Raw genomic sequence first — 21,879 nt, 5'->3', positions numbered from 1 at the left:
GTCGATCGGGGCCGTCCGGCCCTCACGCGCCCGCCGCCTCGGCCGCCATCGCCTGGAAGACCAGGGCGTGCCGGTGCGCGACCGCCTCGGCGTCGTTCGCGTAGCCGCCGCCGATCACCGCCACGAGGGGGATGCGGCGCGCCCGCGCGTGACGGATCACGGCGCGGTCGCGGGCGAGCAGCCCGGCATCCGAGAGGGCGAGCCGCCCAAGGCGGTCGTCCCGGTGGGGGTCGACGCCGGCATTGTAGAAGACGAGGTCCGGCGCGAACGCGTCGAGGAGCGGCGGCACCCGGCCCTCGATCACCGCGAGGTACTCCGCGTCCCCGAGCCCGTCCGGCAGGCCGATGTCGAGGTCCCCCGGGATCTTCTCGGACGGGTAGTTCCTCTCCGCGTGGATCGAGAGGGTGAACAGGTCCGGCTCGCCCGCGAGGCAGTCGGCGGTGCCGTCGCCCTGGTGGACGTCGAGGTCGACGACGAGGGCGCGGGCGATCTCGCCGGAGCGCCTGAGCGCGAGGGCCGCCACCGCCACGTCGTTGAAGATGCAGAAGCCCGCCCCCTGCGCCCGCCTCGCGTGGTGGCTGCCGCCGGCGGTGCTGCCGGCGAGCCCGAGGTCGAGGGCGAGGCGCGCCGCCGCGAGGGTGCCACCCACCGACGCGCAGGAGCGGCGCACCACGCTCTCCTCCACGGGCAGGCCGATCGCGCGCTCGATCGCCCGGGGCACCGCGTGGGCGAGCACCATCGCCACGTAGGCCGGATCGTGCGCGCCTTCGAGGAGGCCCGCATCCGCAGGTTCGGGCCGCACGAAGCCGCCGGGTGCCAGCCCGAGGGCGGCCAGGCGCTCGGCCAGCAGCCCGTACTTGCGCATCGGGAAGCGGTGGCCGTCCGGCAGGGTCGCCTGATAGGCCGGATGGAAGACGATCGGGGGCAGCATCCAGGCTGTCATACGGCTGAAATGCCCCGGCTGTTAGGCCGGGCCGCTCCGGCGCGCCAGGACGTCGCGGGCGGAGGAACGCGGATGCCCGGCCCCCTCGACAGCGCCACCCTCCTCGGCCTCGCGCTCGCCGGCTTCGTGGTCCTCGCGAACCTCGCGAGCCTCGCGGTCGCGGCGTTCCGCATCGGGCGCCGGCCCGGGGCCTCGAGCTTCCCGGACGGCGCGCCCGTCTCCCTCGTCCGTCCCGTCTGCGGCCTCGAGACCTTCAGCGAGGAGACCCTGACCCAGGGCTTTTGCCTCGCCTATCCGTCCTACGAGATCCTGTTCGGCGTGGCGGACCCCGCCGATCCGGCCCTGCCGCTCCTGCGCCGGCTCGTCGCCGCCCATCCGGCCGTGCCCGCCCGCATCCTGATCGGCGACGAGGCCGTCAGCGACAACCCGAAGCTCAACAACTGCGTGCGCCCCTGGGAGGCCGCCCGGCACGAATGGGTGGTGCTCGCCGACTCGAACGTGCTGATGCCCCCGGACTACCTGCAGCGCCTCCAGGCGGCCTGGGGCCCGCGCACCGGCCTCGTCTGCTCGACGCCGGCCGGGGCCCGTCCCTCCGGATTCTGGGCGGAGGTCGAGTGCGCGTTCCTCAACACCCTCCAGGCCCGCTGGCAATATGCCGGCGAGGCGCTCGGCCTCGGCTTCGCGCAGGGCAAGAGCATGCTCTGGCACAAGCCGTTCCTGGAGGCGCACGGCGGCATCCGGGCGCTCGCGGCGGAGACCGCGGAGGATGCGGCGGCCACGAAGCTGGTGCGGGCCGCCGGGCGGCGGGTCCACCTCGTCGCCGCGCCCTTCGAGCAGCCGCTCGGCCGGCGCCGCCTCGCCGAGGTCTGGGGACGCCAGCTGCGCTGGGCACGGCTGCGCCGCGTCACCTTCCCGCTGTTCTTCGCCCCCGAGATCGGCTCCGGGACGCTCCTGCCCCTCGCCGTCGCGGCGGCGCTCATCGGCACGCCGGAGGCCGCCGCCGGCCTCGCGGCGCTGCTCGCGGCCGGCTACGGCGCCGAGTTCGCCCTGGCGATCCGCTCAGGCTGGCACGCCTCCCCCCGGTTCCTCGCCGCCCTCGTCGCCCGGGACGTGATGATCCCGGCCCTGTGGACGGCGGCCTGGCTGCGCAGCGCGGTGGTCTGGCGCGGCAACGCCATGGACATCCGCCCGCGCGCCACCCTCGAGCGCCTGCGCGCCGCCTGAGGCCGCGCGCATTCGGCTCCGCCCCTCATCTTCTGAATGCAAAATCACTTATATTTTACCATTCGGTCCGATCTTCCGCCCCGACTTGATGCATCGCAGCAAACCGCTCGCGACAAGAGGAGCCGAGGCCGTGAAGGTCCAGTCAGCGTTTTCGAACCTGCGCGTCGCGACGAAGCTCAGCCTAGGCTTCGGCCTCGTCCTGCTTCTGCTGGTGATGATCGCCGGGTCCACCGTACGAACGCTGAGCTCGCTGGAAACAGATCTTGCGAGCTTCTCTCGGCAGGCGAGCAACTCCCTGAGCGCGACCGGCATCGAGCTGTCGCACGCCGAGGTCCAGGCCGCCGTCCGGAGCCTCTCGACCCTCGACACGCCGGAGGCGCGAGCGGCCCTGAAGCGGAGCTACGCGCACCTGAAGGACGTCGTCCGTGAGCAGTCCGTGGCCTCGACGATCCCGGCCAGGAAGGAGGCGTGGGCGCGCATCCACGCGGAGCTGACCGAGCGCTACGACCCGATGGTCTCGGGGCCCGAGAGCATCGAGGCCCGGCAGGACGAGGTGGCGGCGGCGCGGCGCGTCCTCACGCCGGTGGGCACGGCGCTTGCCGCGACGCTCACGGACCTGATCGCGGCCTACGGCTCCTCCGAGGCCGGGACGCCGCTGATCCTCCTGCAGGACCGGTTCCTGCGCGCCCGCATCTCCATGCGCGGCTTCCAGTACACCGGGGCGTCGGCCGAGTTCGAGGAGGCCCGGCGCCTGCTCGGCGAGGGCGCGCAGCAGGCCGCTCGCCTCGCGGAGGCGCGCAGCACCGGGGCCGATCCGCGCGTGGCCGAGCTGCGCCGCGGCCTCGCCGCCTACCTGGAGGCGACCCTCGGCATGAACGCCGCGATCGCGGCCCGCGAGCGCACCCGCGCGCTGCAGGCCGAGCGTGACGCGGACCTCGTCGCCCGCATCGGGACCCTGCGGCAGGGCACCGTGGAGCTGATGCGCGAGACCGAGGCGCGGGCGACCGGCGAGGCGGGGCTTGCCCGCAGCGTCACCCTGGCCGCCGCGGCGCTGGCCCTCCTCGTCGGCATCGCCTTCGCGGTTCTGATCGCCCGCAGCGTCGCCCGCCCGGTCGCCGCCATGACGGCGGCCATGGGCCGCCTCGCCGAGGGCGACACCGGTGCGCCGGTGCCGTTCACGGCGCGCCGCGACGAGATCGGCGCCATGGCGGGCGCCGTGGCGGTGTTCCGCGACAGCGCCATCCGGGCGCGGGCCCTGGAGGAGGAGACGGCGCTGGCCCGCGCCGGCGCCGAGGCCCAGCGCAAGGCCGCCCTGCGCACCATGGCGGACGCCTTCGAGCGGGCCGTGGGGGGCGTCGTCGATGAGGTCGGGACGGCGGCGGGCGCCCTGCAGCGCACTGCCGCGGGCATGGCCGGCCTCGCCTCCCAGACGGCGGCGCAATCCGCCACCGTGGCGGCGGCGGCCGAGGAGGCCTCCGTCAACGTCGGCACCGTCTCGGCCGCCGCCGAGGAGCTCGGCGCGTCGGTGCGCGAGATCGGGCGGCAGGTCGACGGCTCGGCCGCCCTCGCGCGCCTGGCGGTCGACGAGGCGGGCCGCAGCGCGGGCCTCGTGCGCGACCTCACCGAGGCGGCCGCCCGCATCGGCAACGTGGTCGCGATGATCACCGGCATCGCCGAGCAGACGAACCTGCTGGCGCTGAACGCCACCATCGAGGCGGCCAGGGCCGGCGAGGCGGGGCGCGGCTTCGCGGTTGTCGCCGCGGAGGTGAAGGCGCTGGCGAGCCAGACGGCGCGGGCCACCGGCGACATCACCGCGCAGATCGAGCAGGTGCAGGCGTCGAGCACGCAGGCCGCCGCGGCCATCGGCGGCATCGGGACCCGCATCGGCGAGATCAGCAGCCTGACCACCGCCATCGCAACCGCGGTCGATCAGCAGGCCGCCGCCACCCAGGAGATCGTGCGCAACGTCGCCGAGGCCGCGGCCGGGACGGGGCACGTGACGGGCAACATCGCGGGCGTGGCCGGGGCGGCCGAGGAGACCGGCGCCGCGGCGACGGCGGTGCTCGCCTCAACCGCGGACCTGTCTCGCCAGTCCAACCTGCTCTCGCGCGAGGTCGCGCAGTTCCTGGCCGAGGTGCGGGCCGCCTGAACGGAATGCCAGCCGGGCGGGGTGGTGCGGGTAGAGGGAATCGAACCCCCACGCCTTGCGGCTGGCGATTTTGAGTCGCCCGCGTCTACCAATTCCGCCATACCCGCGACCGGCGCCTCTTCGCACGGGAGGGCCGGGCCGGCCAAGGACTTTCTCCGTCCGCCCCGGGCCCGACCCTCCAGGCTGGCCACGGCCGTTCGGCCGTGCTCAAAGGGCGCCTCGCTCAACGCCTCTGATGGTCCTCGATGATCCGCCGCCTCTACGAGTGGATCCTGGCGCTCGCCGGGAAGCCTTCGGCGCCCTACGCCCTCGGGGCGGTGGCCTTCGCGGAAAGCTCGTTCTTCCCGGTGCCGCCGGACGCGATGCTGGTGCCGATGTCGGTGAGCCGGCCGGACCGGGTCTGGTTCTACGCCCTCGTGGCGACGGTCTGCTCGGTGGCGGGAGGGCTCGTCGGCTACGCCATCGGCGCCCTGCTGTTCGATTCCATCGGGCAGTGGGTGTTCCGCCTCTACGGCCTCGAGCGGTCGGCCGAGACCTTCCAGGCCTCCTACGCGGCCTACGGCCACTGGGTGATCCTGTTGAAGGGGCTGACCCCGATCCCCTACAAGCTCGTCACCATCACCTCCGGCTTCGCCCATTACAGCCTGTTCTGGTTCACGGTGCTCTCGGTGGTGACGCGCGGGGCGCGCTTCTTCCTGCTCGCGGCGCTGCTCGGCCGCTACGGGGTGCAGATCCGCGGCGTGCTCGACCGGCACCTGAACGCCGTGGCGGCGATCTCGGTGGCGGTGATCATCCTCGGCTTCGTGGTGTTCAAGGTGATCCTCTAGATGACCCGCAGGCAGGCCGCCCTCCTGGTCCTCGCCGGCTCGGCCCTCACGGTCGGCGGCGCGCTGTTCTTCGAGCACGGCCTCGGCTACGTGCCCTGCAAGCTCTGCCTGACCGAGCGCATCCCCTACTACGCGGCCCTCCCCCTGGCGGCGCTCGCCGTGATCGCGCCGGAGCGCCTCGCGCGGCTCCTCCTCGGCCTCGCGGCGGCGGGCCTCCTCTACGGCGCGGGCCTCGGCGCCTACCACGCGGGGGCCGAATGGGGCTTCTGGCCGGGGCCGAGTGATTGCGGCGGCGGCAGCGGCGCCAACCCCAGCGACGTCGGCGCCTTCCTGGACACGCTCAAGACCACGCGGGTGGTGGATTGCTCGACGGCGGCCTGGCGCCTCGCCGGGATCTCGCTGGCGGGCTGGAACGCCGTGATCGCCTTCGCCCTCGCGTCAGTAGCCGGGACCGCCGCCCTGCGGCGCTGAGCCGGCCGTCCCTCAGTTCCGGTCGTCCGGCATCACCGGCAGCGGCGCCACGGCGATGCCCTCCTCGATCAGGGCGCGGGCCTCGCCGGGGCTCGCCTCGCCGTAGATCGCACGCTCCTCGGTCTCGCCGTAGTGGATCTTGCGCGCCTCCTCGGGGAAGCGCGGGCCGACATGCTCGGCGGTGCTCGTCACCTGCTCGCGCACGGCCCGCAGGAGGGCGCGCAGGCGCCGCTCCGGCTCGCTCGTCCCCGGCACGGGTGCGGCCTCGGCCGGGACGGGGACGGCCTCGGCGCGCTCGCTCCGGCTGACGCGGGGCGCCATCATCTCCTTGGCGACCCGGGACGACCCGCAGACGGGGCAGCTCACGAGCCCGCCGGCCGCCTGCGCGTCGTAGGAGTCGCTCGACGGAAACCAGCTCTCGAAACGGTGGCCGTCCTCGCAGGCGAGGGTGTAGCGGATCATGATCTCGCGGCGTGCGTGTCAGTTCGGGCGGCGCGCCCGCTCGACGGTGAAGGGCCGGGCGTGCTCGAGGGTGGGGATCCGAGCGCGCGCCTCGGCGATCCGCGCGGTGTCGATCTCGGCGAGTATCACGCCGGGCTCCGCCCCGCCCGCATCCGCGAGGACCCTCCCCCAGGGATCGACGATGAGCGAATGGCCGTAGGTGTCGCGGCCGTCCTCGTGGCGGCCCCCCTGCGCGGCCGAGATCATGAACGAGCCGGTCTCGATGGCGCGGGCCCGGTGCAGGATGTGCCAGTGCGCCTCCCCGGTCTGCTTCGTGAAGCAGGCGGGCGCCGTGAGGATGCCGGCGCCGGCCTCGGCGAGCGCCCGGAACAGCGCCGGAAAGCGGACGTCGTAGCAGATGCCGACGCCGATCGGGGTCCAGGGGGTGTCGGCCACGACCGCGCAGGCGCCGCCCGCGTAGGTCGCCGATTCCCGCCAGCGCTCGCCGTTCGGAAGGTCGACGTCGTAGAGGTGCACCTTGTCGTAGGAGGCGGCGATCTCGCCCTCGGCGTCGATCAGGAAGGCGCGGTTCGCGATCTTCTCGCCGTTGAGGATTGCGAGGGAGCCGATCTGCACCCAGACGCCCGCGTCCCGCGCGGCCTCGCGCAGCCCAGCGAGGGTCGGGTCCTCGGCCTCGGTGCGGACCTTGTCGAACAGGGCGGCGCGCTCGCGCTCGACGAGGGAGGTCATCTCCGGCGTCTGCACGTAGTGAGCGCCGCGGGCGGCCGCCTCGCGCACGCCCGCGACCGCCGCGTCCCGGTTGGCGAGGACTTCGCGGCCCGATCGCATCTGGACACAGGCGGCGACGAAGACGGGCTCAGGCATCGGCATTGCCCGCCGTCGCCTTGCCCACCGCCGCCTTGGCGGCCGTGGCGAGGAGCGGGTCGAGCCCGCCCGATCGGTCGAGGGCGTAGAGGTCGTCGCAGCCGCCCACGTGGGTATCGCCCACGAAGATCTGGGGGACGCTGGTGCGGCCGCCGGCCCGCTGGACCATCGCGGCCCGCGCGCCCTGCGTGCGCTCGACGTCGATCTCGGTGAAGGCCGCGCCCTTCTGCTTGAGCAGGCTCTTGGCCGCGGAGCAGTACGGGCACCAGGCCGTGGTGTAGATCGTGACCGGCTGCATGGATGGCGGACGCGTCCCGTGAATGACGGTCCTCATATAGGCAGGCAGCCCCCCCCTTGCACAGGGCCGGCCCCGCGCGGGCGCCTCAGGCCGCGAGCAGCTTCTCCACCTCGTTCACGAGGTCGCGCAGGTGGAAGGGCTTCGAGAGGACCTTCGCGTCCTTCGGGGCCTTCGAGTCCGGGTTGAGGGCCACCGCCGCGAAGCCCGTGATGAACATCACCTTGATGTCGGGGTCGAGCTCGGTCGCCCGGCGGGCCAGCTCGATGCCGTCCATCTCGGGCATCACGATGTCGGTCAGCAGAAGCTCGAACGGCTCCTCGCGCAGCCGGTTGTAGGCGGACAGCCCGTTGTCGAAGGACAGGACGTCGTAGCCCGCGTTCTGGAGCGCCTTGGCCAGGAACCGGCGCATGTCGTTGTCGTCTTCCGCGAGGAGGATCTTCATCGGACGCTTCCGAGCCCTTCGAGTCGCTGTGTTCATTCCATAAAGGGAGCGGTTGGTAAACAAGGCGTTAGGATTTGGCCGGCACGCGCCGTGCGGGGCGGCACCGATGCGGGGATGCGACGCTGCGCCCTCAGGCCCACGCGCGGTGGCCCCCGCACAGTGGACAGGCGCGTCCGCGCGCACCAATGTGGGGCCACGCCGTATCCGCTCGCGAGACCTAAGGGGCGCACGCCTCCCGATGACAGCGCCGACTCCGGACCATGCCGACGCCTTCGGCTTCGCGCCGGCCTTCGCGGTCGACGAGCCGGCGGCGCACACCCTCCCCTTCGTGTTCAACGCAGGCCATTCCGGGGCCGTCTACCCGCCGGTCTTCCTGGCCGCCTCCCGCCTCGACGCGCTCTCGCTGCGCCGCTCCGAGGACGCCCACGTGGACCGGCTGTTCGCCCCGGTGGTCGACCTGGGCGCGCCGCTCCTGCGGGCGAACTTCCCCCGCGCCTACCTCGACGTGAACCGCGAGCCCTACGAGCTCGACCCCCGCATGTTCGACGGACGCCTGCCGCCCTTCGCCAACACCCGCTCGATGCGCGTCGCGGGCGGCCTCGGCACGGTGCCGCGGGTGGTAGCGGACGGGCAGGAGATCTACGGGCGCCGCCTCGCCGTGGAGGATGCGGTGGGCCGCATCGAGGGCCTCTACAAGCCCTATCACCGGGCGCTGCGCGGGCTGATCCAGCGCACCGCCCGGCAGTTCGGTCACGCCATGCTGATCGACTGCCACTCGATGCCGTCCTCGAGCCTCGGCCGGGACAGCGATGCGAAGGCCGACTTCGTGCTGGGCGACCGCTTCGGCACCGCCTGCGCGCCGGCCCTGATCGACCTGTTCGAGGACGCGTTGCGTGCCCGCGGCTTCCGGGTTGTGCGCAACAAGCCCTACGCGGGCGGCTTCATCACCGAGCATTACGGCGAGCCGAACCTCGGGCGCCACGCCCTGCAGATCGAGATCAACCGCGCCCTCTACATGAACGAGGCGAGCCTCGCGATGACGGACGGCTTCGAGGAGCTTGCCGCCGCCCTGCGGGCGGTGATCGTCGCCGTGGCGGCCGCGGCCGACCTCTCGCCGCGGCGCATAGCGGCCGAGTAGCCGCATCGGCAGTTCCGGGGCGAGCGCCCAAGAAAAAAGGCCACTCCCGAAGGAGCGGCCCGAAGTCTAGGGAGGAAACGCCCAAGAAGGGCTGCGGGACCGCGACGCCATCGCGTTCCCGCAATGCACAAAGTAAAGTGCGTCGCACAAAACGCAAGGGCCTTCGCGGCTTCGCGCCCGCTTCCGGCGCATGGCTCAGGCGCGTGGTGCGCAACCAGATCGTGGGTGTGCAACTTATGCGCGATTGAGCGGAGCGCTTGCCATTCAGTGGTTATCCAGCAGCCGGGCGATCTCGGCCCGGAGCGGCCCGGCAAGGTCCTCGCGCTCCAGCGCGTAGGCGAGGTTGGCGGTGAGGAAGCCGAGCTTCGAGCCGGTGTCGTAGGTGCGGCCCTCGTAGCGCATGCCGAAGAAGCTCTGCTGCTCGGCGAGCCGGATCATCGCGTCGGTGAGCTGGATCTCGCCGCCGGCGCCCTTCTCGCCCTTCTCCAGGATCTCGAAGATCTCCGGCTGCAGGATGTAGCGGCCCGAGATGATGTAGTTCGAGGGAGCGGTGCCCTGCTTCGGCTTCTCGACCATGCCGGTGATCTCGAAGGTCTGGCCGAAGGTATCGCCGACGCTGACGATCCCGTACTGGTGGGTCTCCTCGGGCTTCACCTCCTCGACGGCGATCACGTTTCCGCCGTGGCGCGCGTAGGCGGCCAGCATCTGGTCCATGCAGCCGCGGCTCAGCATGTCGGGCAGCAGCACCGCGAACGGCTCGTCGCCGACGATCTCGCGGGCGCACCACACCGCGTGGCCGAGGCCGAGGGGGGCCTGCTGCCGGGTGAAGCTCGTCTGGCCCGCCTGCGGGAGGTCGCGCTTCAGCTCCTCGTAGGCGGCAGTCTTGCCGCGCTCCTGCAGGGTGTGGTCGAGCTCGAACGCGATGTCGAAGTGGTCCTCGATCACCGCCTTGCCGCGGCCCGTCACGAAGATGAAGTGCTCGATGCCGGCGGCCTTCGCCTCGTCCACCACGTGCTGGACCACCGGACGGTCGACCACCGTCAGCATCTCCTTCGGGACCGCCTTGGTGGCGGGCAGGAAGCGGGTACCCAAGCCGGCGACGGGGAGGACGGCCTTGCGGATCGGTTTCATCGCGGAGGATCCCAATGCAGGGGGAGTGGAGGAGCGTGGACGCTGGGGGGTCCGGGCCAGAAAGATAGCACGGCTGCGCGCGCCGCAAGGCCCGCGCGGCGCCCGCGCGAGCGCTTTGCCCTATCATCGTGAGGTCGGAGGCGGGTACTAAGTCTTTCCGGGGATCGAGGCAGGGCGAACGACGATGGCGGTTCTGGTCACGGGCGGTGCGGGCTACATCGGAAGCCACATGGTCCTCGCCCTGCAGGATGCCGGGCACGAGGAGATCGTCGTCCTCGACGACCTCTCGACCGGGTTCGACTGGGCGCTGCCCCCCGAGGTGAAGCTCGTGGTGGGCGACGTCGCGGACCAGGGCCTCGTCACCGAGACCATCCTGCAGCACCGCATCGACGCGCTGGCGCACTTCGCCGCCAAGATCGTGGTGCCGGACTCGGTCGCCGACCCCCTCGGCTACTACCTCGCCAACACGGTGAAGACGCGCGCGCTGATCGAGACCGCGGCGCGCACGGGCGTGCGCCACGTCATCTTCTCCTCCACGGCCGCCGTCTACGGCGAGCCCGAGACGGTGCCGGTGCCCGAGGACCTCGCGCTCGCGCCGATCAACCCCTACGGCCGCTCGAAGCTGATGAGCGAGTGGATGATCGAGGACGCCGCCAGGGCGCACGGCTTCACCTACGTGGTCCTGCGCTACTTCAACGTGGCGGGCGCCGATCCCCGCGGCCGCTCCGGCCAGTCGACCCCGAACGCCACCCACCTGATCAAGGTGGCGACCCAGGCCGCGCTGGGGCAGCGCAGCCACCTCGACGTCTACGGCACCGACTACCCGACGCCGGACGGGTCCTGCCTGCGCGACTACATCCAGGTCTCGGACCTTGCCGAGGCGCACCGCGTCGCCCTGGACCACCTGCGCTCCGGCGGCGAGAGCCTCACCCTGAATTGCGGCTACGGGCGCGGCTATTCGGTGCTGGAGGTCGTCGACGTGGTGAAGCGCGTCTCGGGCCGCGACTTCGAGGTGCGCCTCTCGCCGCGCCGCGCCGGCGACCCGGCCCGGATCGTCGCGCAGGCCGACCGCATCCGAGACCGGCTCGGCTGGTCCCCGAAGTACGACGACCTCGAGGGGATCGTGCGGCAGGCGCTCCACTGGGAGGACGCGCTCGCCAGGCGCAACCACCGCTGACCCCGATGCGCGCCCCGTCCGTCGCCGTCCTGAGCGTGGCCACGATCGTTGCCATGGTTCTGGCACTCCCTGCGGCCGGGGCGCCGGGCCCGTCCCGGACACCCGCCGCGGAGAAGCCCGCCCAGCGCGCCGAGGATTTCACCGCCTTCGTGGCGGCGCTCCGGCCCGATGCGCGGGCGCGGGGCGTGTCGGACGCCACCTTCGCGGCGGCCTTCCGGGGCATCGGCGGCCCGGATCCGGAGGTCCTTGCCCGAACCCGGCGCCAGGGCGAGTTCGCCCGGCCCGTCTGGGACTACCTCGTCGGCGCCGTCTCACCCGGCCGCATCGCCCGGGGCCAGGCCCGGGCCGCGGCGCTCGCCGGCACCCTCGGCCGCATCGAGGCCCGCTACGGCGTGCCGCGTTCCGTGATCCTGGCCTTCTGGGGCGTCGAGTCCGATTTCGGAGCGAGCGGCGGCAGCCTGCCGGTGATCCGCTCCCTCGCGACGCTGGCCCAGGCCCGGCACCGGGGCGACCTGTTCCGCGAGGAACTGCTCGCCGCCCTGACCATCCTGGAGCGGGGCGACGTCGCGCCCGAGCGGATGAAGGGGTCCTGGGCCGGCGCCATGGGGCAGGTCCAGTTCCTGCCCTCGACCTTCCTCCGGCACGCCGTCGACTTCGACGGCGACGGCCATCGGGACATCTGGGGTTCGGACGCCGACGCCCTTGCGTCCATCGCCAGCTACCTGAAGGATCTCGGCTGGAACCCCGCCGTGTCCTGGGGCTACGCCGTGACGCTGCCGGAGGGCTACGACCTCGCGGGGTACCGCGCCGACCTTTCCGAGTTCGCCCGGCGTGGCGTGCGGCGCCTCGACGGCGGCCCCCTGCCCACCGCGGGCGCCGCGAGCCTGTTCCTGCCCGGCGGGCTCGGCGGCCCGCCCTTCCTGATCACCGACAACTTCGAGGTCGTGCGCGCCTACAACACGTCGGATTCCTACGCGCTGGCGGTCGGCCACCTCGCCGACCGGCTGGCCGGGGGGCCCTCTCTCGCCGCGCCCTGGCCCGGGCCGGAGACCCGCCTCGACACGGCCGGCCTGAAGGCCCTGCAGCGCGGCCTCGCCGCGGCGGGGCTCTACGACGGGGAGGCCGACGGCCGGGCGGGCCCGAAGCTGCGGGAGGCGGTGCGCCGCTTCCAGCTCCGCGCGGGCCTCGCGGCGGACGGCTACGCGACGCCCGCGCTGCTCGCCCGCGTCGAGGCCGGCCGCTGAGCCGCGGCCTCGGCAGCCGCTGCATCCGCCTCGGGGGAGGCGGGGTGGAAGCCTGGATCGCCGATCGGGAGCGTGGAGACGAGGCCGCTTGGACGGATGGCATCACCCGTCTCCGGGGCTGCGAGACGTCCCGCCTCACCGCGAGCCGGTCGCACCATGATCCCAACGCCGTTCCGGGCTGCGTCTGTCGGGCATTGTGGCCGTGCGCTACTTATGATTGTGGTATGCCTACTTAACATAGATTGCAGGCCGCTTCGGATCCTTGCCGATGACCCGCCGGAAACCGACCCCGGACTCCATCCCCGATCTGGCGCTCGAAGCCGCCCTCGCAGCCTCCCGGGGCGTAGGGGCCTGGGCCTGGGACATCGCCAGTGATCGGGCGTCAGCGGACCCCGTCGTCGCGCTCCTGTTCAACATCGACCCCGACCGCTCCCGGGCCGGCGTACCCTTCAGCGAGATCGCCGCGGCGATCCATCCCGAGGATCGCGCGCTGATCTCGGACATCATCTGGCAGGCCGCCCGCGCCGGCGGCTCCTACGTGGCGGAGTACCGGGTCGTCTCGCCCCACCGGCGCATCCGCTGGGTGCTGTCCCGCGGGTGCTTCCGCTGCGACGCGTCGGGGGAGCCCATCGAGGGCCGCGGCGTCGCCCTCGACGTGACCGACAGCCACCTCGGCGGCCAGGCCTTCGCGATCCCGACGCCGGATGCCGCGGCGACCCTGCTGGAGCTCGCCGCGGACCAGTGCATCGCCCTGCACAGGTCGGTGACGCGCCTGGAGGACCCCGAGTTCGAGGCCATGACGAAGGCCCTCCTCGTGGCCTTCGCGCGCCGGCTCGCGCGCCAGCAGCAGAGCGCCAGCCGCAAGCGCCTGCACTGAGCGTCCGGCCGGCGGCGCGGACCCGGCGCTCCGGCTATTCGGCGTCGCCCCGCTCCGATATGCTCGGAGGGGACATGCGACGGTCGATGATGCTCAAGCCCACGGTTGCCCGGATGCGCGCGGCGCTCCTCCTCCTCGGGGGGGCCTGGCTTGCCCTGCCGCTCCTCGCCGCGGAGCCGGCCCGCGCGCAGTGGGGCGACACCTACGATCCGCCTCGCAACGACCCCTACGCGGCCCCGCCCCGGCGCCGCGCGCGGGATTCCTACTACCGGGACGACAGCGGCGCGCGGGCACCGCGCCGCTACGCGCCGCCGCCCCAGGAGGCCCCACGCCAGTTCTACTGGCCCTGGGAGGACCGCCCGCAGCAGGCGCAGCCGCAGCCGGACCCCACCTACCGCGCCCCGCGCCCGCCCCGCAGCACGGCCGACGGCCGCCGGCCCACGAAGCCGCGCCCGCGGGCGCCCGCCGTCGCGGCCCCGGCCAAGCCCGCGGTGCCGAAGGCCGAGCCGAACACGCAGATCGCCGTATTCGGCGACTCGCTGGCCGACCATCTCAGCAAGGGCCTCGACGACGTCTTCGAGGACAATGCCGACGTGGCCGTGCAGGACCGCGCCCGCGGCGACAGCGGGCTCGTGCGCAAGGACGTGGTGGACTGGCCGAAGGCGGCCGAGGATTACCTGAAGCAGAACCCGAAGGTCACCTATGCCCTGGTGATGCTCGGCGCCAACGACCGCCAGCCGATCCGCGAGGGCGACCAGAGCTTCGACCCTCTGAGCGACCGCTGGCGGGAGATCTACCGCGACCGCGTCGATGCACTCGTCAAGGTGTTCGCCGACCGCAAGATCCCGCTCATCTGGGTCGGGCTGCCGCCGATGCGCAGCGAAGCGCTCACCACGGACCTCGCGGCCATCAACGAAATCGTCCGGGAGCGCGTGACCCGGGCCGGCGGCACCTACGTCGACATCTGGCCGGGCTTCGTCGACGACCGCAACCGCTACGCCGCGACCGGGCCGGACCTCGAGGGGCAGGCCGCGAAGCTGCGCGCCGCGGACGGGGTGCACTTCACCCATGCGGGCGCCCGCAAGCTCGCCCACTTCGCCGATGTCGAGCTGAAGCGCCTGATGGGCAGCGCCGCCCCCGCGGCCGAGCAGCCCGCGGCCGCGGTCTCGGCGGCGCCCGGCGCGTCGGGCAACACCCTCGACGGATCCGCCCCGAAGCTCGACGACAACGCGGCGATCGACCGTCAGATCACCGCGATGCTGCCGAGCCTGCCCGAGCCGGCGGGCATCCCGGCGCTTCCCGTGAAGCCCGCCGCCGGTCCGGTCGTGCCGCTCGGGCGCGCCGAGATTTCGCCCGGGGGCGTGCTCACGAGCGGGCGCCCGCGGGACGGCGACCCCTCCGGCAACGTCGAGCGGGCTCTGCAGCGCGGCGCCGCCCCGATGCCCCAGCCCGGCCGGGCCGACGACTTCCGCTGGCCCCCGTCCTGAGGCAGCGGCTCGCGGATAGGGTCGCGGCCGGCCCGGCCGGCCGGTCCGCGTAGCCGTCCTGCCGTCACAGCGGCAGGACCGTGCTCCCCGTCAGTGCGAGGTCGATGGATCGGGCGGCCTGACGGCCCTCGCGGATCGCCCAGACCACGAGCGACTGCCCGCGACGCATGTCGCCGGCCGCGTAGATCTTCTCGTTCGAGGTCCGGTAGTCGTCCTCGTTCGCCGTGACGTTGCCGCGCTTGTCCACCGTCACGCCGGACTGCTCCACGAGACCCTTCTGGACCGAGCCCGCGAAGCCGATCGCCATGAAGACGAGGTCGGCCGGCAGCACGAACTCGCTGCCCTCGATCGGCTGGCGCTTGGCGTCCACGCGGGCGCAGACCACGCCGGTGAGGCGGCCCTTCTTGCCTTCGAGGCGGAGCGTCGCGGCCTGGAACTCGCGCTCGGCGCCCTCGGCCTGGCTCGACGAGGTGCGCATCTTGGTCGGCCAGTAGGGCCACACCGTCAGCTTGTCCTCGCGCTCGGGTGGCCGCGGGCGGATGTCGAGCTGCGTCACCGAGAGGGCGCCCTGCCGGAAGGCGGTGCCGACGCAGTCGGAGGCCGTGTCGCCGCCGCCGATCACCACGACGTTCTTGCCCGCGGCGAGGATCGGCATCTCGCCGTTGCCGCGCATCGGCTCGTTGCCGACCCGGCGGTTCGACTGGACGAGGTAGGGCATGGCGTAATGCACGCCCTCCATGTCCTGCCCCGGGAGCTGCGGGTTGCGCGGGTCCTCGGCGCCGCCGGCGAACAGCACGGCGTCGAACTCGGCGGTCAGCTCGTCGACGGGCTTCGTCACGCCGATGTTCTGGTTGTAGTGGAAGACGACGCCCTCGGCCTCCATCTGCTTCACGCGCCGGTCGATGTGGCGCTTCTCCATCTTGAAGTCCGGGATGCCGTAGCGGAGCAGGCCGCCGGCCTTCGGCTCGCGCTCGAAGACGTGGACGTCGTGGCCCACCCGGGCGAGCTGCTGGGCGGCCGCCATGCCGGCCGGGCCGGAACCCACCACCGCGACGCGCTTGCCGGTGCGGGTCGCCGAGGGCTCGGGCTTCACCCAGCCCATGTTCCAGGCGCGGTCCGCGATGGCCTGCTCGATCGTCTTGATGGCGACGGGCTGGTTCTCGAGGTTGAGGGTACAGGCCTCCTCGCAGGGGGCCGGGCAGATGCGGCCGGTAAACTCCGGGAAGTTGTTCGTGGAGTGGAGGTTGCGGGACGCCTCCTCCCAGTCCGACTGGAACACGAGGTCGTTCCAGTCCGGGATCTGGTTGTGGACCGGGCAGCCGGTGGGCCCGTGGCAGAACGGGATGCCGCAATCCATGCAGCGCGCCGCCTGCTTCGTCAGGTCGTGCTCGTCGAGCGGCAGCGTGAACTCGCGGAAGTGCCGCACGCGGTCGGCCGCGAGCTGGTACTTCTGGTCCTGCCGGTCGAATTCGAGGAAGCCCGTGATCTTGCCCATGGGATCGTCTTTCGCGCGTCTGTCTTCAATCGGGCGGCGGACCGATCCGGCCCGCCGCGCTCATCCGTTCGTCCTCGGCCCCCGGCGTCCCGGGCGAGGCCCGGTCATCCGCAACCCTCTGCCGCAGCGGTCGGCATCCGTCACCCGGCGGCCCGCGCCGCGGCCGGGCGCCCGCCGTCGTCCGCCGCCCTGTGCCGTTCGGCCAGGGCGGCCTCGCAGCGATCGATCCAGGCGCGGATCCGCGGCCGGCTCCCCAAGTCGAAGCCGCCTTCGTCCGCGACGCGGGTGTAGGCCAGGAGCGCGATGTCCGCGATGCTGATGCGGTCGTCCACGAACCAGTCCGTGCCCGCGAGGTGCCGCTCCATCAGGTCGAGGGCCGCCTCGCCCCGCCGGACCCGGTCGGGGTCCCGCGCCGCGGCGGGCTTGCCGCGATAGTGCATCTCGAACCGGCAGACCGCGATGGCCGGCTCGTGGCTGTACTGCTCCCAGAACAGCCACTCGTCGGTCTTGGCCTGCAGGAAGTCATCCGTGCGGAGGAGGTGCGAGTTCCGCGCGAGGTAGCGGAGGATCGCGTTCGACTGGGCGAGGCAGCGGCCGTCGTCCAGCACCACGCCGGGCACCTGGCCCGCCGGGAAGCGGGCCAGGAACGCGGGCGTGCGGCTCTCGCCCTTCAGGATGTCCACCGGCTCCCAGACGTAGGGAATGCCGAGGTGATCGGCGACCAGCTTGACCTTCAGGCAGTTGCCCGACGCGATGTCTCCGAAGACACGCATCCCTACTCCGCCGCCACCGGCATCCGCGCCATCTCCATCTCCCGGAGCGCCCGGCGGTACTCCACCGGCATCACCTTGACGAACTTGGTCCGGTAGGTGGCCCAGTCGTCGAGGATCGCCTTGGCGCGCGGGCTGCCCGTGTACTTGAGGTGGTTGGTGATGAGCTGGCTCAGCCGCTCCTCGTCGTGGCCCGACATGTCGGCTAGGATGTCGACGCGGCCCTTGGTTTCCAGGTCGCCGTCCTGGTGGAAGCGGCGCATCAGGTCGTCCTCCTCCTCGACGGGCTCGAGGTCGACCATCGAGAGGTTGCAGCGCGCCGAGAACGAGCCGTCCTCGTCGAGCACGTAGGCGATGCCGCCCGACATGCCGGCCGCGAAGTTGCGCCCGGTCTCGCCGATCGACACCACGACGCCGCCGGTCATGTACTCGCAGCCGTGGTCGCCCATGCCCTCGACCACCGCGATGGCGCCGGAGTTGCGCACGGCGAAGCGCTCGCCCGCCGCGCCGCGGATGTAGCACTCGCCCGCGATCGCCCCGTACAGCACGGTGTTGCCGGCCATGATCGTGCGGTCGCCCGGGGCCTTCAGCGCCTCGCTCGGCCGGATGATCAGCTTGCCGCCCGACAGGCCCTTGCCGACGTAGTCGTTGGCGTGGCCGGTGAGCTCCAGCGTGACGCCGGCCGCCACCCAGGCCCCGAAGCTCTGGCCGGCGGTGCCGGAGAGCTGCACCCGGATGGTGTCGTCCGGCAGGCCCTCGTGGCCGTGCGCCTTGGCCACCGCCCCGGAGAGCATCGCGCCGGCCGCGCGGTCGGAGTTTCGGATCACGTCCGTCAGCGTCACCGCCTCGCCGGTCTCGAGGGCGCCCTGCGCGCCCGCGATCAGGCGCCGGTCGAGCACCTGCTCGATCGGGTGGTGCTGGCTCTCGACGTGGCGGATCGCCACCTCGGGGCCGACGTCCGGGCGGTGGAACAGCTTCGAGAAGTCGAGGCCGCGGGCCTTCCAGTGGTTGATGGCCTCGACCTTGTCGAGGAGGTCGGAGCGGCCGACGAGGTCGTCGAGCGTCGTGAAGCCCATCGCGGCCATCAGCTCGCGCACTTCCTCGGCCACGTAGAAGAAGTAGTTCACCACGTGCTCGGGCGTGCCCTTGAAGCGCTTGCGCAGCACCGGATCCTGGGTGGCGACGCCCACCGGGCAGGTGTTGAGGTGGCACTTGCGCATCATGATGCAGCCGGCCGCGATGAGCGGCGCGGTGGAGAAGCCGAACTGGTCGGCGCCGAGCAGCGCGGCGATCATCACGTCGCGGCCGGTGCGGATGCCGCCGTCGGCCTGCAGCGCCACGCGGCCGCGCAGGTGGTTGAGCACGAGCGTCTGCTGCGTCTCGGCAAGCCCCGTCTCCCAGGGACCGCCGGCGTGCTTGAGGGAGGTGAGCGGCGCCGCGCCCGTGCCCCCGTCGAAGCCCGAGATGGTGATGTGGTCCGCCCGCGCCTTGGCGACACCGGCCGCCACCGTGCCGACGCCGACCTCGGAGACGAGCTTCACCGAGACGTCGGCCTCGGGGTTCACGTTCTTCAGGTCGAAGATCAGCTGGGCCAGGTCCTCGATCGAGTAGATGTCGTGGTGGGGCGGCGGCGAGATCAGGCCGACGCCCGGCGTGGCGTAGCGGACCTTGGCGATCTTGGCGTCGACCTTGTGGCCGGGCAGCTGGCCGCCCTCGCCGGGCTTGGCCCCTTGCGCCACCTTGATCTGCATCATGTCGGCGTTGACGAGGTACTCCGTCGTAACGCCGAAGCGGCCCGAGGCCACCTGCTTGATGGAGGAGCGGCGCGAGCGCCCGTCCGGCAGGGGCTTGAAGCGCTCGACCTCCTCGCCGCCCTCGCCCGAGTTCGAGCGGCCGCCGAAGGAGTTCAGCGCGATGGCGAGCGTCTCGTGCGCCTCCTTGGAGATGGAGCCGTAGGACATGGCGCCGGTGGCGAACCGCTTCACGATCGCGGCCGCCGGCTCCACCGCCTCGATGTCGACGGGCGCGCGGCCGATCTCGGCCGCGCCCTTGATGCGGAACAGGCCGCGCAGGGTCTTGAGGTGGTTCTCCTGCTCGTTCACGAGGCGCGCATAGGCGCGGTAGCGCTCGGGCAGGCCGAGGCGGACCGCGTGCTGGAGCGTCGCCACCGTGTCGGGCGTCCAGGTGTGGACCTCGCCGCGGAGCCGGTAGGCGTACTCGCCGCCGACGTCGAGGGCGTTGCGGTAGATCGGGGCGTCCCCGAACGCGTCGGCGTGGCGGCGCACGGTCTCCTCGGCGACCTCGGCCATGCCGATGCCCTCGATGGTGGTGGCCGTGCCGAAGAAGTCGCGCGCCACGAACGAGGAGTTCAGGCCGACCGCGTCGAAGATCTGGGCGCCGCAATAGGACTGGTAGGTCGAGATGCCCATCTTGGACATCACCTTCAGCAGGCCCTTATCGATCGACTTGATGTAGCGGTAGACGATCTCGTCGTCGACGAGGTCCGGCGGGAACTCGTCCTTCATGGCGATCAGCGTCTCGAAGGCGAGGTAGGGGTTGATCGCCTCCGCGCCGTAGCCCGCCAGGCACGCGAAGTGGTGCACCTCGCGCGGCTCGCCCGACTCCACGACGAGGCCGACCGAGGTGCGCAGGCCCTTGCGGATCAGGTAGTTGTGCACGGCCGCGGTGGCGAGGAGCGCCGGGATCGGGATCCGGTCCGGCCCGACCGCGCGGTCGGACAGGATGATGATGTTGTAGCCGCCGCGCACCGCCACCTCGGCCCGGTCGCAGAGCCGGTCGAGCGCCCCCTCCATGGCGGCCGCACCGGTCTCGGCCGGGTAGGTCATGTCGAGGGTCTTGGTGTCGAAGCGGTCCTCGAAGTGGCCGATCGAGCGGATCTTCTCGAGGTCGCCGTTCGTCAGGATCGGCTGGCGCACCTCGAGCCGCTTGCGGCGGGAGGCGCCCTCCATGTCGAGGAGGTTCGGCCGCGGCCCGATGAACGAGACGAGGCTCATCACGGCCTCCTCGCGGATCGGGTCGATCGGCGGGTTCGTGACCTGCGCGAAGTTCTGCTTGAAGTAGGTGTAGAGCGACTTCGGCCGGTCCGAGAGCGCCGAGAGCGGCGTGTCGGTGCCCATGGAGCCCACCGCCTCCTGGCCGGTCACGGCCATGGGCTGCATCAGGAGCTTCAGGTCCTCCTGGCTGTAGCCGAAGGCCTGCTGCCGGTCGAGCAGGCTCACGTCCGAGCGCGTCTCGCGCGCGGTGACGGGCTTAAGGTCCTCCAGCACGATCTGGGTGTTCTTCAGCCAGTCCGCGTAGGGATGCGCGGCGGCGAGCTCGCCCTTGATCTCCTCGTCCGAGACGATGCGGCCCTTCTGCAGGTCGATGAGCAGCATGCGGCCCGGCTGCAGGCGCCAGGACTGGACGATGCGCTCGTCCGCGATGGGCAGGGTGCCCATCTCGGAGGCGAGCACCACGAGCCCGTCCTCGGTGACGATGTAGCGGGCGGGCCGCAGGCCGTTCCGGTCGAGGGTAGCGCCGATCTGGCGGCCGTCCGTGAAGGCCACGGCGGCCGGGCCGTCCCACGGCTCCATCAGGGCGGCATGGTACTCGTAGAAAGCGCGCCGCTCCTCGCTCATCAGCGGGTTGCCGGCCCAGGCCTCGGGGATGAGCATCATCATGGCGTGGGCGAGCGGGTAGCCGCCCATCACCAGGAACTCGAGGGCGTTGTCGAAGCAGGCGGTGTCGGACTGGCCCTCGTAGGAGATCGGCCAGATCTTCGAGATGTCGTTGCCGAACAATTCCGAATCGACGCTCGCCTGGCGGGCCGCCATCCAGTTGACGTTGCCGCGCAGGGTGTTGATCTCGCCGTTGTGGGCGACCATCCGGTAGGGATGGGACAGGCGCCAGGTCGGGAAGGTGTTGGTGGCGAAGCGCTGGTGCACGAGCGCGATGGCCGAGACGAAGCGCTCGTCCTTCAGGTCGAGGAAGTAGTCGCCGAGCTGGGTCACCAGCACCATGCCCTTGTAGACGATGGTGCGGCTCGACACCGAGACCGGGTAGAACTCCATCAGGCGCTTGTCGCCGGCACCGTAGACCTTGCCGGAGATCACCTTGCGGGCGACGTAGACGCGCCGCTCGAAGGCGTCCTCGTCGGACACATTGCCGGGGCGGCCGATGAAGACCTGACGGTGGTGGGGCTCGCTCTCGCGCACCGCCTTGCCGAGATCCTCGGGATCGACCGGCACGTCGCGCCAGCCGAGCAGCGGCAGGCCTTCCTCGGCCAGCGCCTTCTCGACGATCTCCTCGATCGTCGCGCGCGCCTCCGGGTCCCTCGGCAGGAAGAGCTGGCCGATGGCGTACTGGCCGGCCGGCGGCAGCTCGAAGCCCAGGCGCGAGCACTCCTCCGCGAAGAAGGCATGGGGGATCTGCGTGAGGATGCCGCAGCCGTCGCCCATCTTCGGGTCGGCGCCGACCGCGCCCCGGTGGTCGAGGTTCTTGAGGATCAGGAGGCCCTGCTCGACGATCGCGTGGGTGCGCCGGTCGTGCATGTCGGCGATGAAGCCGACGCCGCAGGCGTCGCGCTCGTGGGCCGGGTCGTAGGCGCCCTGCGCCGCGGGCAGCGCGGGATCGCGCACGACGAGCGGGCCACCCGCGTCGCGGGTCGCCGGGATCTGGGCCGAGACGGTCTTCGGATTCTCAGATGCGGCCACGCTCAAACACCCCTTCGTCAATCCGACCAGCCCGCATGCGAGCATGTTTCGTGCCCGGACATCAACAGATGCCGGGCCGCCCTCGAACTTCCTGCGTCGGGTCTCGGCCGGATCCTCTTCCCGAGGACGCGCCCGCAACCCGCGGGCTCGACACCGGCCGCTTGCGTC

General features: G+C 72.2%; 18 protein-coding genes and 1 tRNA gene. 9 read left to right on the top strand and 10 right to left on the bottom strand.

Annotated features, from left to right (window positions below):
- Positions 1–22: 22 nt before the first annotated feature.
- Positions 23–931 (bottom strand): histone deacetylase family protein, encoded by a 909-nt coding sequence (locus tag ACLBXP_RS20210; RefSeq protein ID WP_447669585.1) that lies wholly within the window; start codon positions 929–931, stop codon positions 23–25.
- A gap of 84 nt (positions 932–1,015) precedes the next feature.
- On the opposite strand from ACLBXP_RS20210, the gene ACLBXP_RS20205 reads away from it, so the two are divergent.
- Positions 1,016–2,167, top strand: a complete 1,152-nt coding sequence (locus ACLBXP_RS20205; RefSeq protein ID WP_447669584.1) for a ceramide glucosyltransferase — start codon at positions 1,016–1,018, stop codon at positions 2,165–2,167.
- Positions 2,168–2,297: 130 nt separating this feature from the next.
- Positions 2,298–4,316 carry a methyl-accepting chemotaxis protein gene (locus tag ACLBXP_RS20200; protein ID WP_447669583.1) on the top strand — a complete coding sequence of 673 codons (2,019 nt, stop codon included), beginning with the start codon at positions 2,298–2,300 and terminating at the stop codon, positions 4,314–4,316.
- A 22-nt stretch (positions 4,317–4,338) separates the two neighbouring features.
- On the opposite strand, the gene ACLBXP_RS20195 is transcribed toward ACLBXP_RS20200, so the two are convergent.
- Positions 4,339–4,423: transfer RNA gene (locus tag ACLBXP_RS20195), tRNA-Leu, on the bottom strand.
- 138 nt (positions 4,424–4,561) lie between these two features.
- Here ACLBXP_RS20195 and ACLBXP_RS20190 point away from each other — a divergent pair.
- Together ACLBXP_RS20190 and ACLBXP_RS20185 are read left to right on the top strand one after the other, a co-directional pair.
- Entirely contained in the window at positions 4,562–5,143 is a 582-nt protein-coding gene (locus tag ACLBXP_RS20190; RefSeq protein ID WP_447669582.1) for a YqaA family protein, read from the top strand.
- Positions 5,144–5,614, top strand: a complete 471-nt coding sequence (locus ACLBXP_RS20185) for a disulfide bond formation protein B (protein WP_447669581.1) — start codon at positions 5,144–5,146, stop codon at positions 5,612–5,614.
- A 12-nt stretch (positions 5,615–5,626) separates the two neighbouring features.
- Here ACLBXP_RS20185 and ACLBXP_RS20180 read toward each other — a convergent pair whose 3' ends face one another.
- The 4 genes from ACLBXP_RS20180 to cpdR all read right to left on the bottom strand — a co-directional run bounded on the left by ACLBXP_RS20180 (position 5,627) and on the right by cpdR (position 7,680).
- Positions 5,627–6,076, bottom strand: coding sequence for a DUF1178 family protein (locus ACLBXP_RS20180; RefSeq protein WP_447669580.1), 450 nt, complete (start codon positions 6,074–6,076; stop codon positions 5,627–5,629).
- A gap of 18 nt (positions 6,077–6,094) precedes the next feature.
- Positions 6,095–6,940, bottom strand: coding sequence for a carbon-nitrogen hydrolase family protein (locus ACLBXP_RS20175; RefSeq protein WP_447669579.1), 846 nt, complete (start codon positions 6,938–6,940; stop codon positions 6,095–6,097).
- Positions 6,933–7,238, bottom strand: coding sequence for a glutaredoxin 3 (grxC, locus tag ACLBXP_RS20170; protein WP_447669578.1), 306 nt, complete (start codon positions 7,236–7,238; stop codon positions 6,933–6,935). The genes ACLBXP_RS20175 and grxC overlap by 8 nt, the downstream gene beginning before the upstream one ends.
- A gap of 85 nt (positions 7,239–7,323) precedes the next feature.
- Entirely contained in the window at positions 7,324–7,680 is a 357-nt protein-coding gene (gene cpdR, locus ACLBXP_RS20165) for a cell cycle two-component system response regulator CpdR (protein WP_003603128.1), read from the bottom strand.
- A 238-nt stretch (positions 7,681–7,918) separates the two neighbouring features.
- On the opposite strand from cpdR, the gene ACLBXP_RS20160 reads away from it, so the two are divergent.
- Positions 7,919–8,818 (top strand): N-formylglutamate amidohydrolase, encoded by a 900-nt coding sequence (locus ACLBXP_RS20160; protein WP_447669577.1) that lies wholly within the window; start codon positions 7,919–7,921, stop codon positions 8,816–8,818.
- A gap of 264 nt (positions 8,819–9,082) precedes the next feature.
- Here ACLBXP_RS20160 and ACLBXP_RS20155 read toward each other — a convergent pair whose 3' ends face one another.
- Entirely contained in the window at positions 9,083–9,949 is an 867-nt protein-coding gene (locus tag ACLBXP_RS20155) for a UTP--glucose-1-phosphate uridylyltransferase (RefSeq protein ID WP_447669575.1), read from the bottom strand.
- A gap of 184 nt (positions 9,950–10,133) precedes the next feature.
- Between ACLBXP_RS20155 and galE the strand changes: the two genes are divergently transcribed.
- From galE to ACLBXP_RS20135, 4 genes are all read left to right on the top strand, one after another.
- Positions 10,134–11,126 (top strand): UDP-glucose 4-epimerase GalE, encoded by a 993-nt coding sequence (gene galE / locus ACLBXP_RS20150; RefSeq protein WP_447669574.1) that lies wholly within the window; start codon positions 10,134–10,136, stop codon positions 11,124–11,126.
- Positions 11,127–11,131: 5 nt separating this feature from the next.
- Positions 11,132–12,370, top strand: a complete 1,239-nt coding sequence (locus ACLBXP_RS20145) for a lytic murein transglycosylase (RefSeq protein WP_447669573.1) — start codon at positions 11,132–11,134, stop codon at positions 12,368–12,370.
- Between the two features lie 268 nt (positions 12,371–12,638).
- The gene (locus tag ACLBXP_RS20140; protein ID WP_447669572.1) at positions 12,639–13,247 is read left to right on the top strand and encodes a PAS domain-containing protein; all 609 of its coding nucleotides are present in this window, start codon (positions 12,639–12,641) and stop codon (positions 13,245–13,247) included.
- A gap of 74 nt (positions 13,248–13,321) precedes the next feature.
- Positions 13,322–14,734 (top strand): SGNH/GDSL hydrolase family protein, encoded by a 1,413-nt coding sequence (locus ACLBXP_RS20135; protein WP_447669571.1) that lies wholly within the window; start codon positions 13,322–13,324, stop codon positions 14,732–14,734.
- Positions 14,735–14,798: 64 nt separating this feature from the next.
- Here the strand turns inward: ACLBXP_RS20135 and ACLBXP_RS20130 are convergent, their stop codons facing one another.
- The 3 genes from ACLBXP_RS20130 to gltB all read right to left on the bottom strand — a co-directional run bounded on the left by ACLBXP_RS20130 (position 14,799) and on the right by gltB (position 21,756).
- A complete protein-coding gene (locus tag ACLBXP_RS20130; RefSeq protein WP_447669570.1) occupies positions 14,799–16,229 on the bottom strand; it encodes a glutamate synthase subunit beta in 1,431 nt (476 codons plus the stop codon).
- Positions 16,230–16,369: 140 nt separating this feature from the next.
- Positions 16,370–17,002: a glutathione S-transferase family protein gene (locus ACLBXP_RS20125; protein ID WP_447669569.1), complete on the bottom strand. Its 633-nt coding sequence runs from the start codon at positions 17,000–17,002 to the stop codon at positions 16,370–16,372.
- A 2-nt stretch (positions 17,003–17,004) separates the two neighbouring features.
- Positions 17,005–21,756 carry a glutamate synthase large subunit gene (gltB, locus tag ACLBXP_RS20120; RefSeq protein ID WP_447669568.1) on the bottom strand — a complete coding sequence of 1,584 codons (4,752 nt, stop codon included), beginning with the start codon at positions 21,754–21,756 and terminating at the stop codon, positions 17,005–17,007.
- Positions 21,757–21,879 lie beyond the last annotated feature (123 nt).

The organism is Methylobacterium sp. A54F, from assembly GCF_053346035.1.
The sequence above is the reverse complement of the archived record's forward strand: the minus strand, read 5'-3'. Positions and strand labels throughout refer to the sequence as shown.

What these genes read in the sequence shown, in the direction of transcription:
- galE (WP_447669574.1), top strand. Translation starts at nt 10,134, where the DNA reads ATGGCGGTTCTGGTCACGGGCGGTGCGGGCTACATCGGAAGCCACATG.
- ACLBXP_RS20210 (WP_447669585.1), bottom strand. Translation starts at nt 931, where the DNA reads ATGCTGCCCCCGATCGTCTTCCATCCGGCCTATCAGGCGACCCTGCCG.
- ACLBXP_RS20125 (WP_447669569.1), bottom strand. Translation starts at nt 17,002, where the DNA reads ATGCGTGTCTTCGGAGACATCGCGTCGGGCAACTGCCTGAAGGTCAAG.
- ACLBXP_RS20140 (WP_447669572.1), top strand. Translation starts at nt 12,639, where the DNA reads ATGACCCGCCGGAAACCGACCCCGGACTCCATCCCCGATCTGGCGCTC.
- ACLBXP_RS20145 (WP_447669573.1), top strand. Translation starts at nt 11,132, where the DNA reads ATGCGCGCCCCGTCCGTCGCCGTCCTGAGCGTGGCCACGATCGTTGCC.
- ACLBXP_RS20185 (WP_447669581.1), top strand. Translation starts at nt 5,144, where the DNA reads ATGACCCGCAGGCAGGCCGCCCTCCTGGTCCTCGCCGGCTCGGCCCTC.
- ACLBXP_RS20205 (WP_447669584.1), top strand. Translation starts at nt 1,016, where the DNA reads ATGCCCGGCCCCCTCGACAGCGCCACCCTCCTCGGCCTCGCGCTCGCC.
- ACLBXP_RS20160 (WP_447669577.1), top strand. Translation starts at nt 7,919, where the DNA reads ATGACAGCGCCGACTCCGGACCATGCCGACGCCTTCGGCTTCGCGCCG.
- ACLBXP_RS20135 (WP_447669571.1), top strand. Translation starts at nt 13,322, where the DNA reads ATGCGACGGTCGATGATGCTCAAGCCCACGGTTGCCCGGATGCGCGCG.
- gltB (WP_447669568.1), bottom strand. Translation starts at nt 21,756, where the DNA reads ATGCTCGCATGCGGGCTGGTCGGATTGACGAAGGGGTGTTTGAGCGTG.
- ACLBXP_RS20175 (WP_447669579.1), bottom strand. Translation starts at nt 6,940, where the DNA reads ATGCCTGAGCCCGTCTTCGTCGCCGCCTGTGTCCAGATGCGATCGGGC.
- grxC (WP_447669578.1), bottom strand. Translation starts at nt 7,238, where the DNA reads ATGCAGCCGGTCACGATCTACACCACGGCCTGGTGCCCGTACTGCTCC.
- ACLBXP_RS20180 (WP_447669580.1), bottom strand. Translation starts at nt 6,076, where the DNA reads ATGATCCGCTACACCCTCGCCTGCGAGGACGGCCACCGTTTCGAGAGC.
- ACLBXP_RS20190 (WP_447669582.1), top strand. Translation starts at nt 4,562, where the DNA reads ATGATCCGCCGCCTCTACGAGTGGATCCTGGCGCTCGCCGGGAAGCCT.
- cpdR (WP_003603128.1), bottom strand. Translation starts at nt 7,680, where the DNA reads ATGAAGATCCTCCTCGCGGAAGACGACAACGACATGCGCCGGTTCCTG.
- ACLBXP_RS20130 (WP_447669570.1), bottom strand. Translation starts at nt 16,229, where the DNA reads ATGGGCAAGATCACGGGCTTCCTCGAATTCGACCGGCAGGACCAGAAG.
- ACLBXP_RS20155 (WP_447669575.1), bottom strand. Translation starts at nt 9,949, where the DNA reads ATGAAACCGATCCGCAAGGCCGTCCTCCCCGTCGCCGGCTTGGGTACC.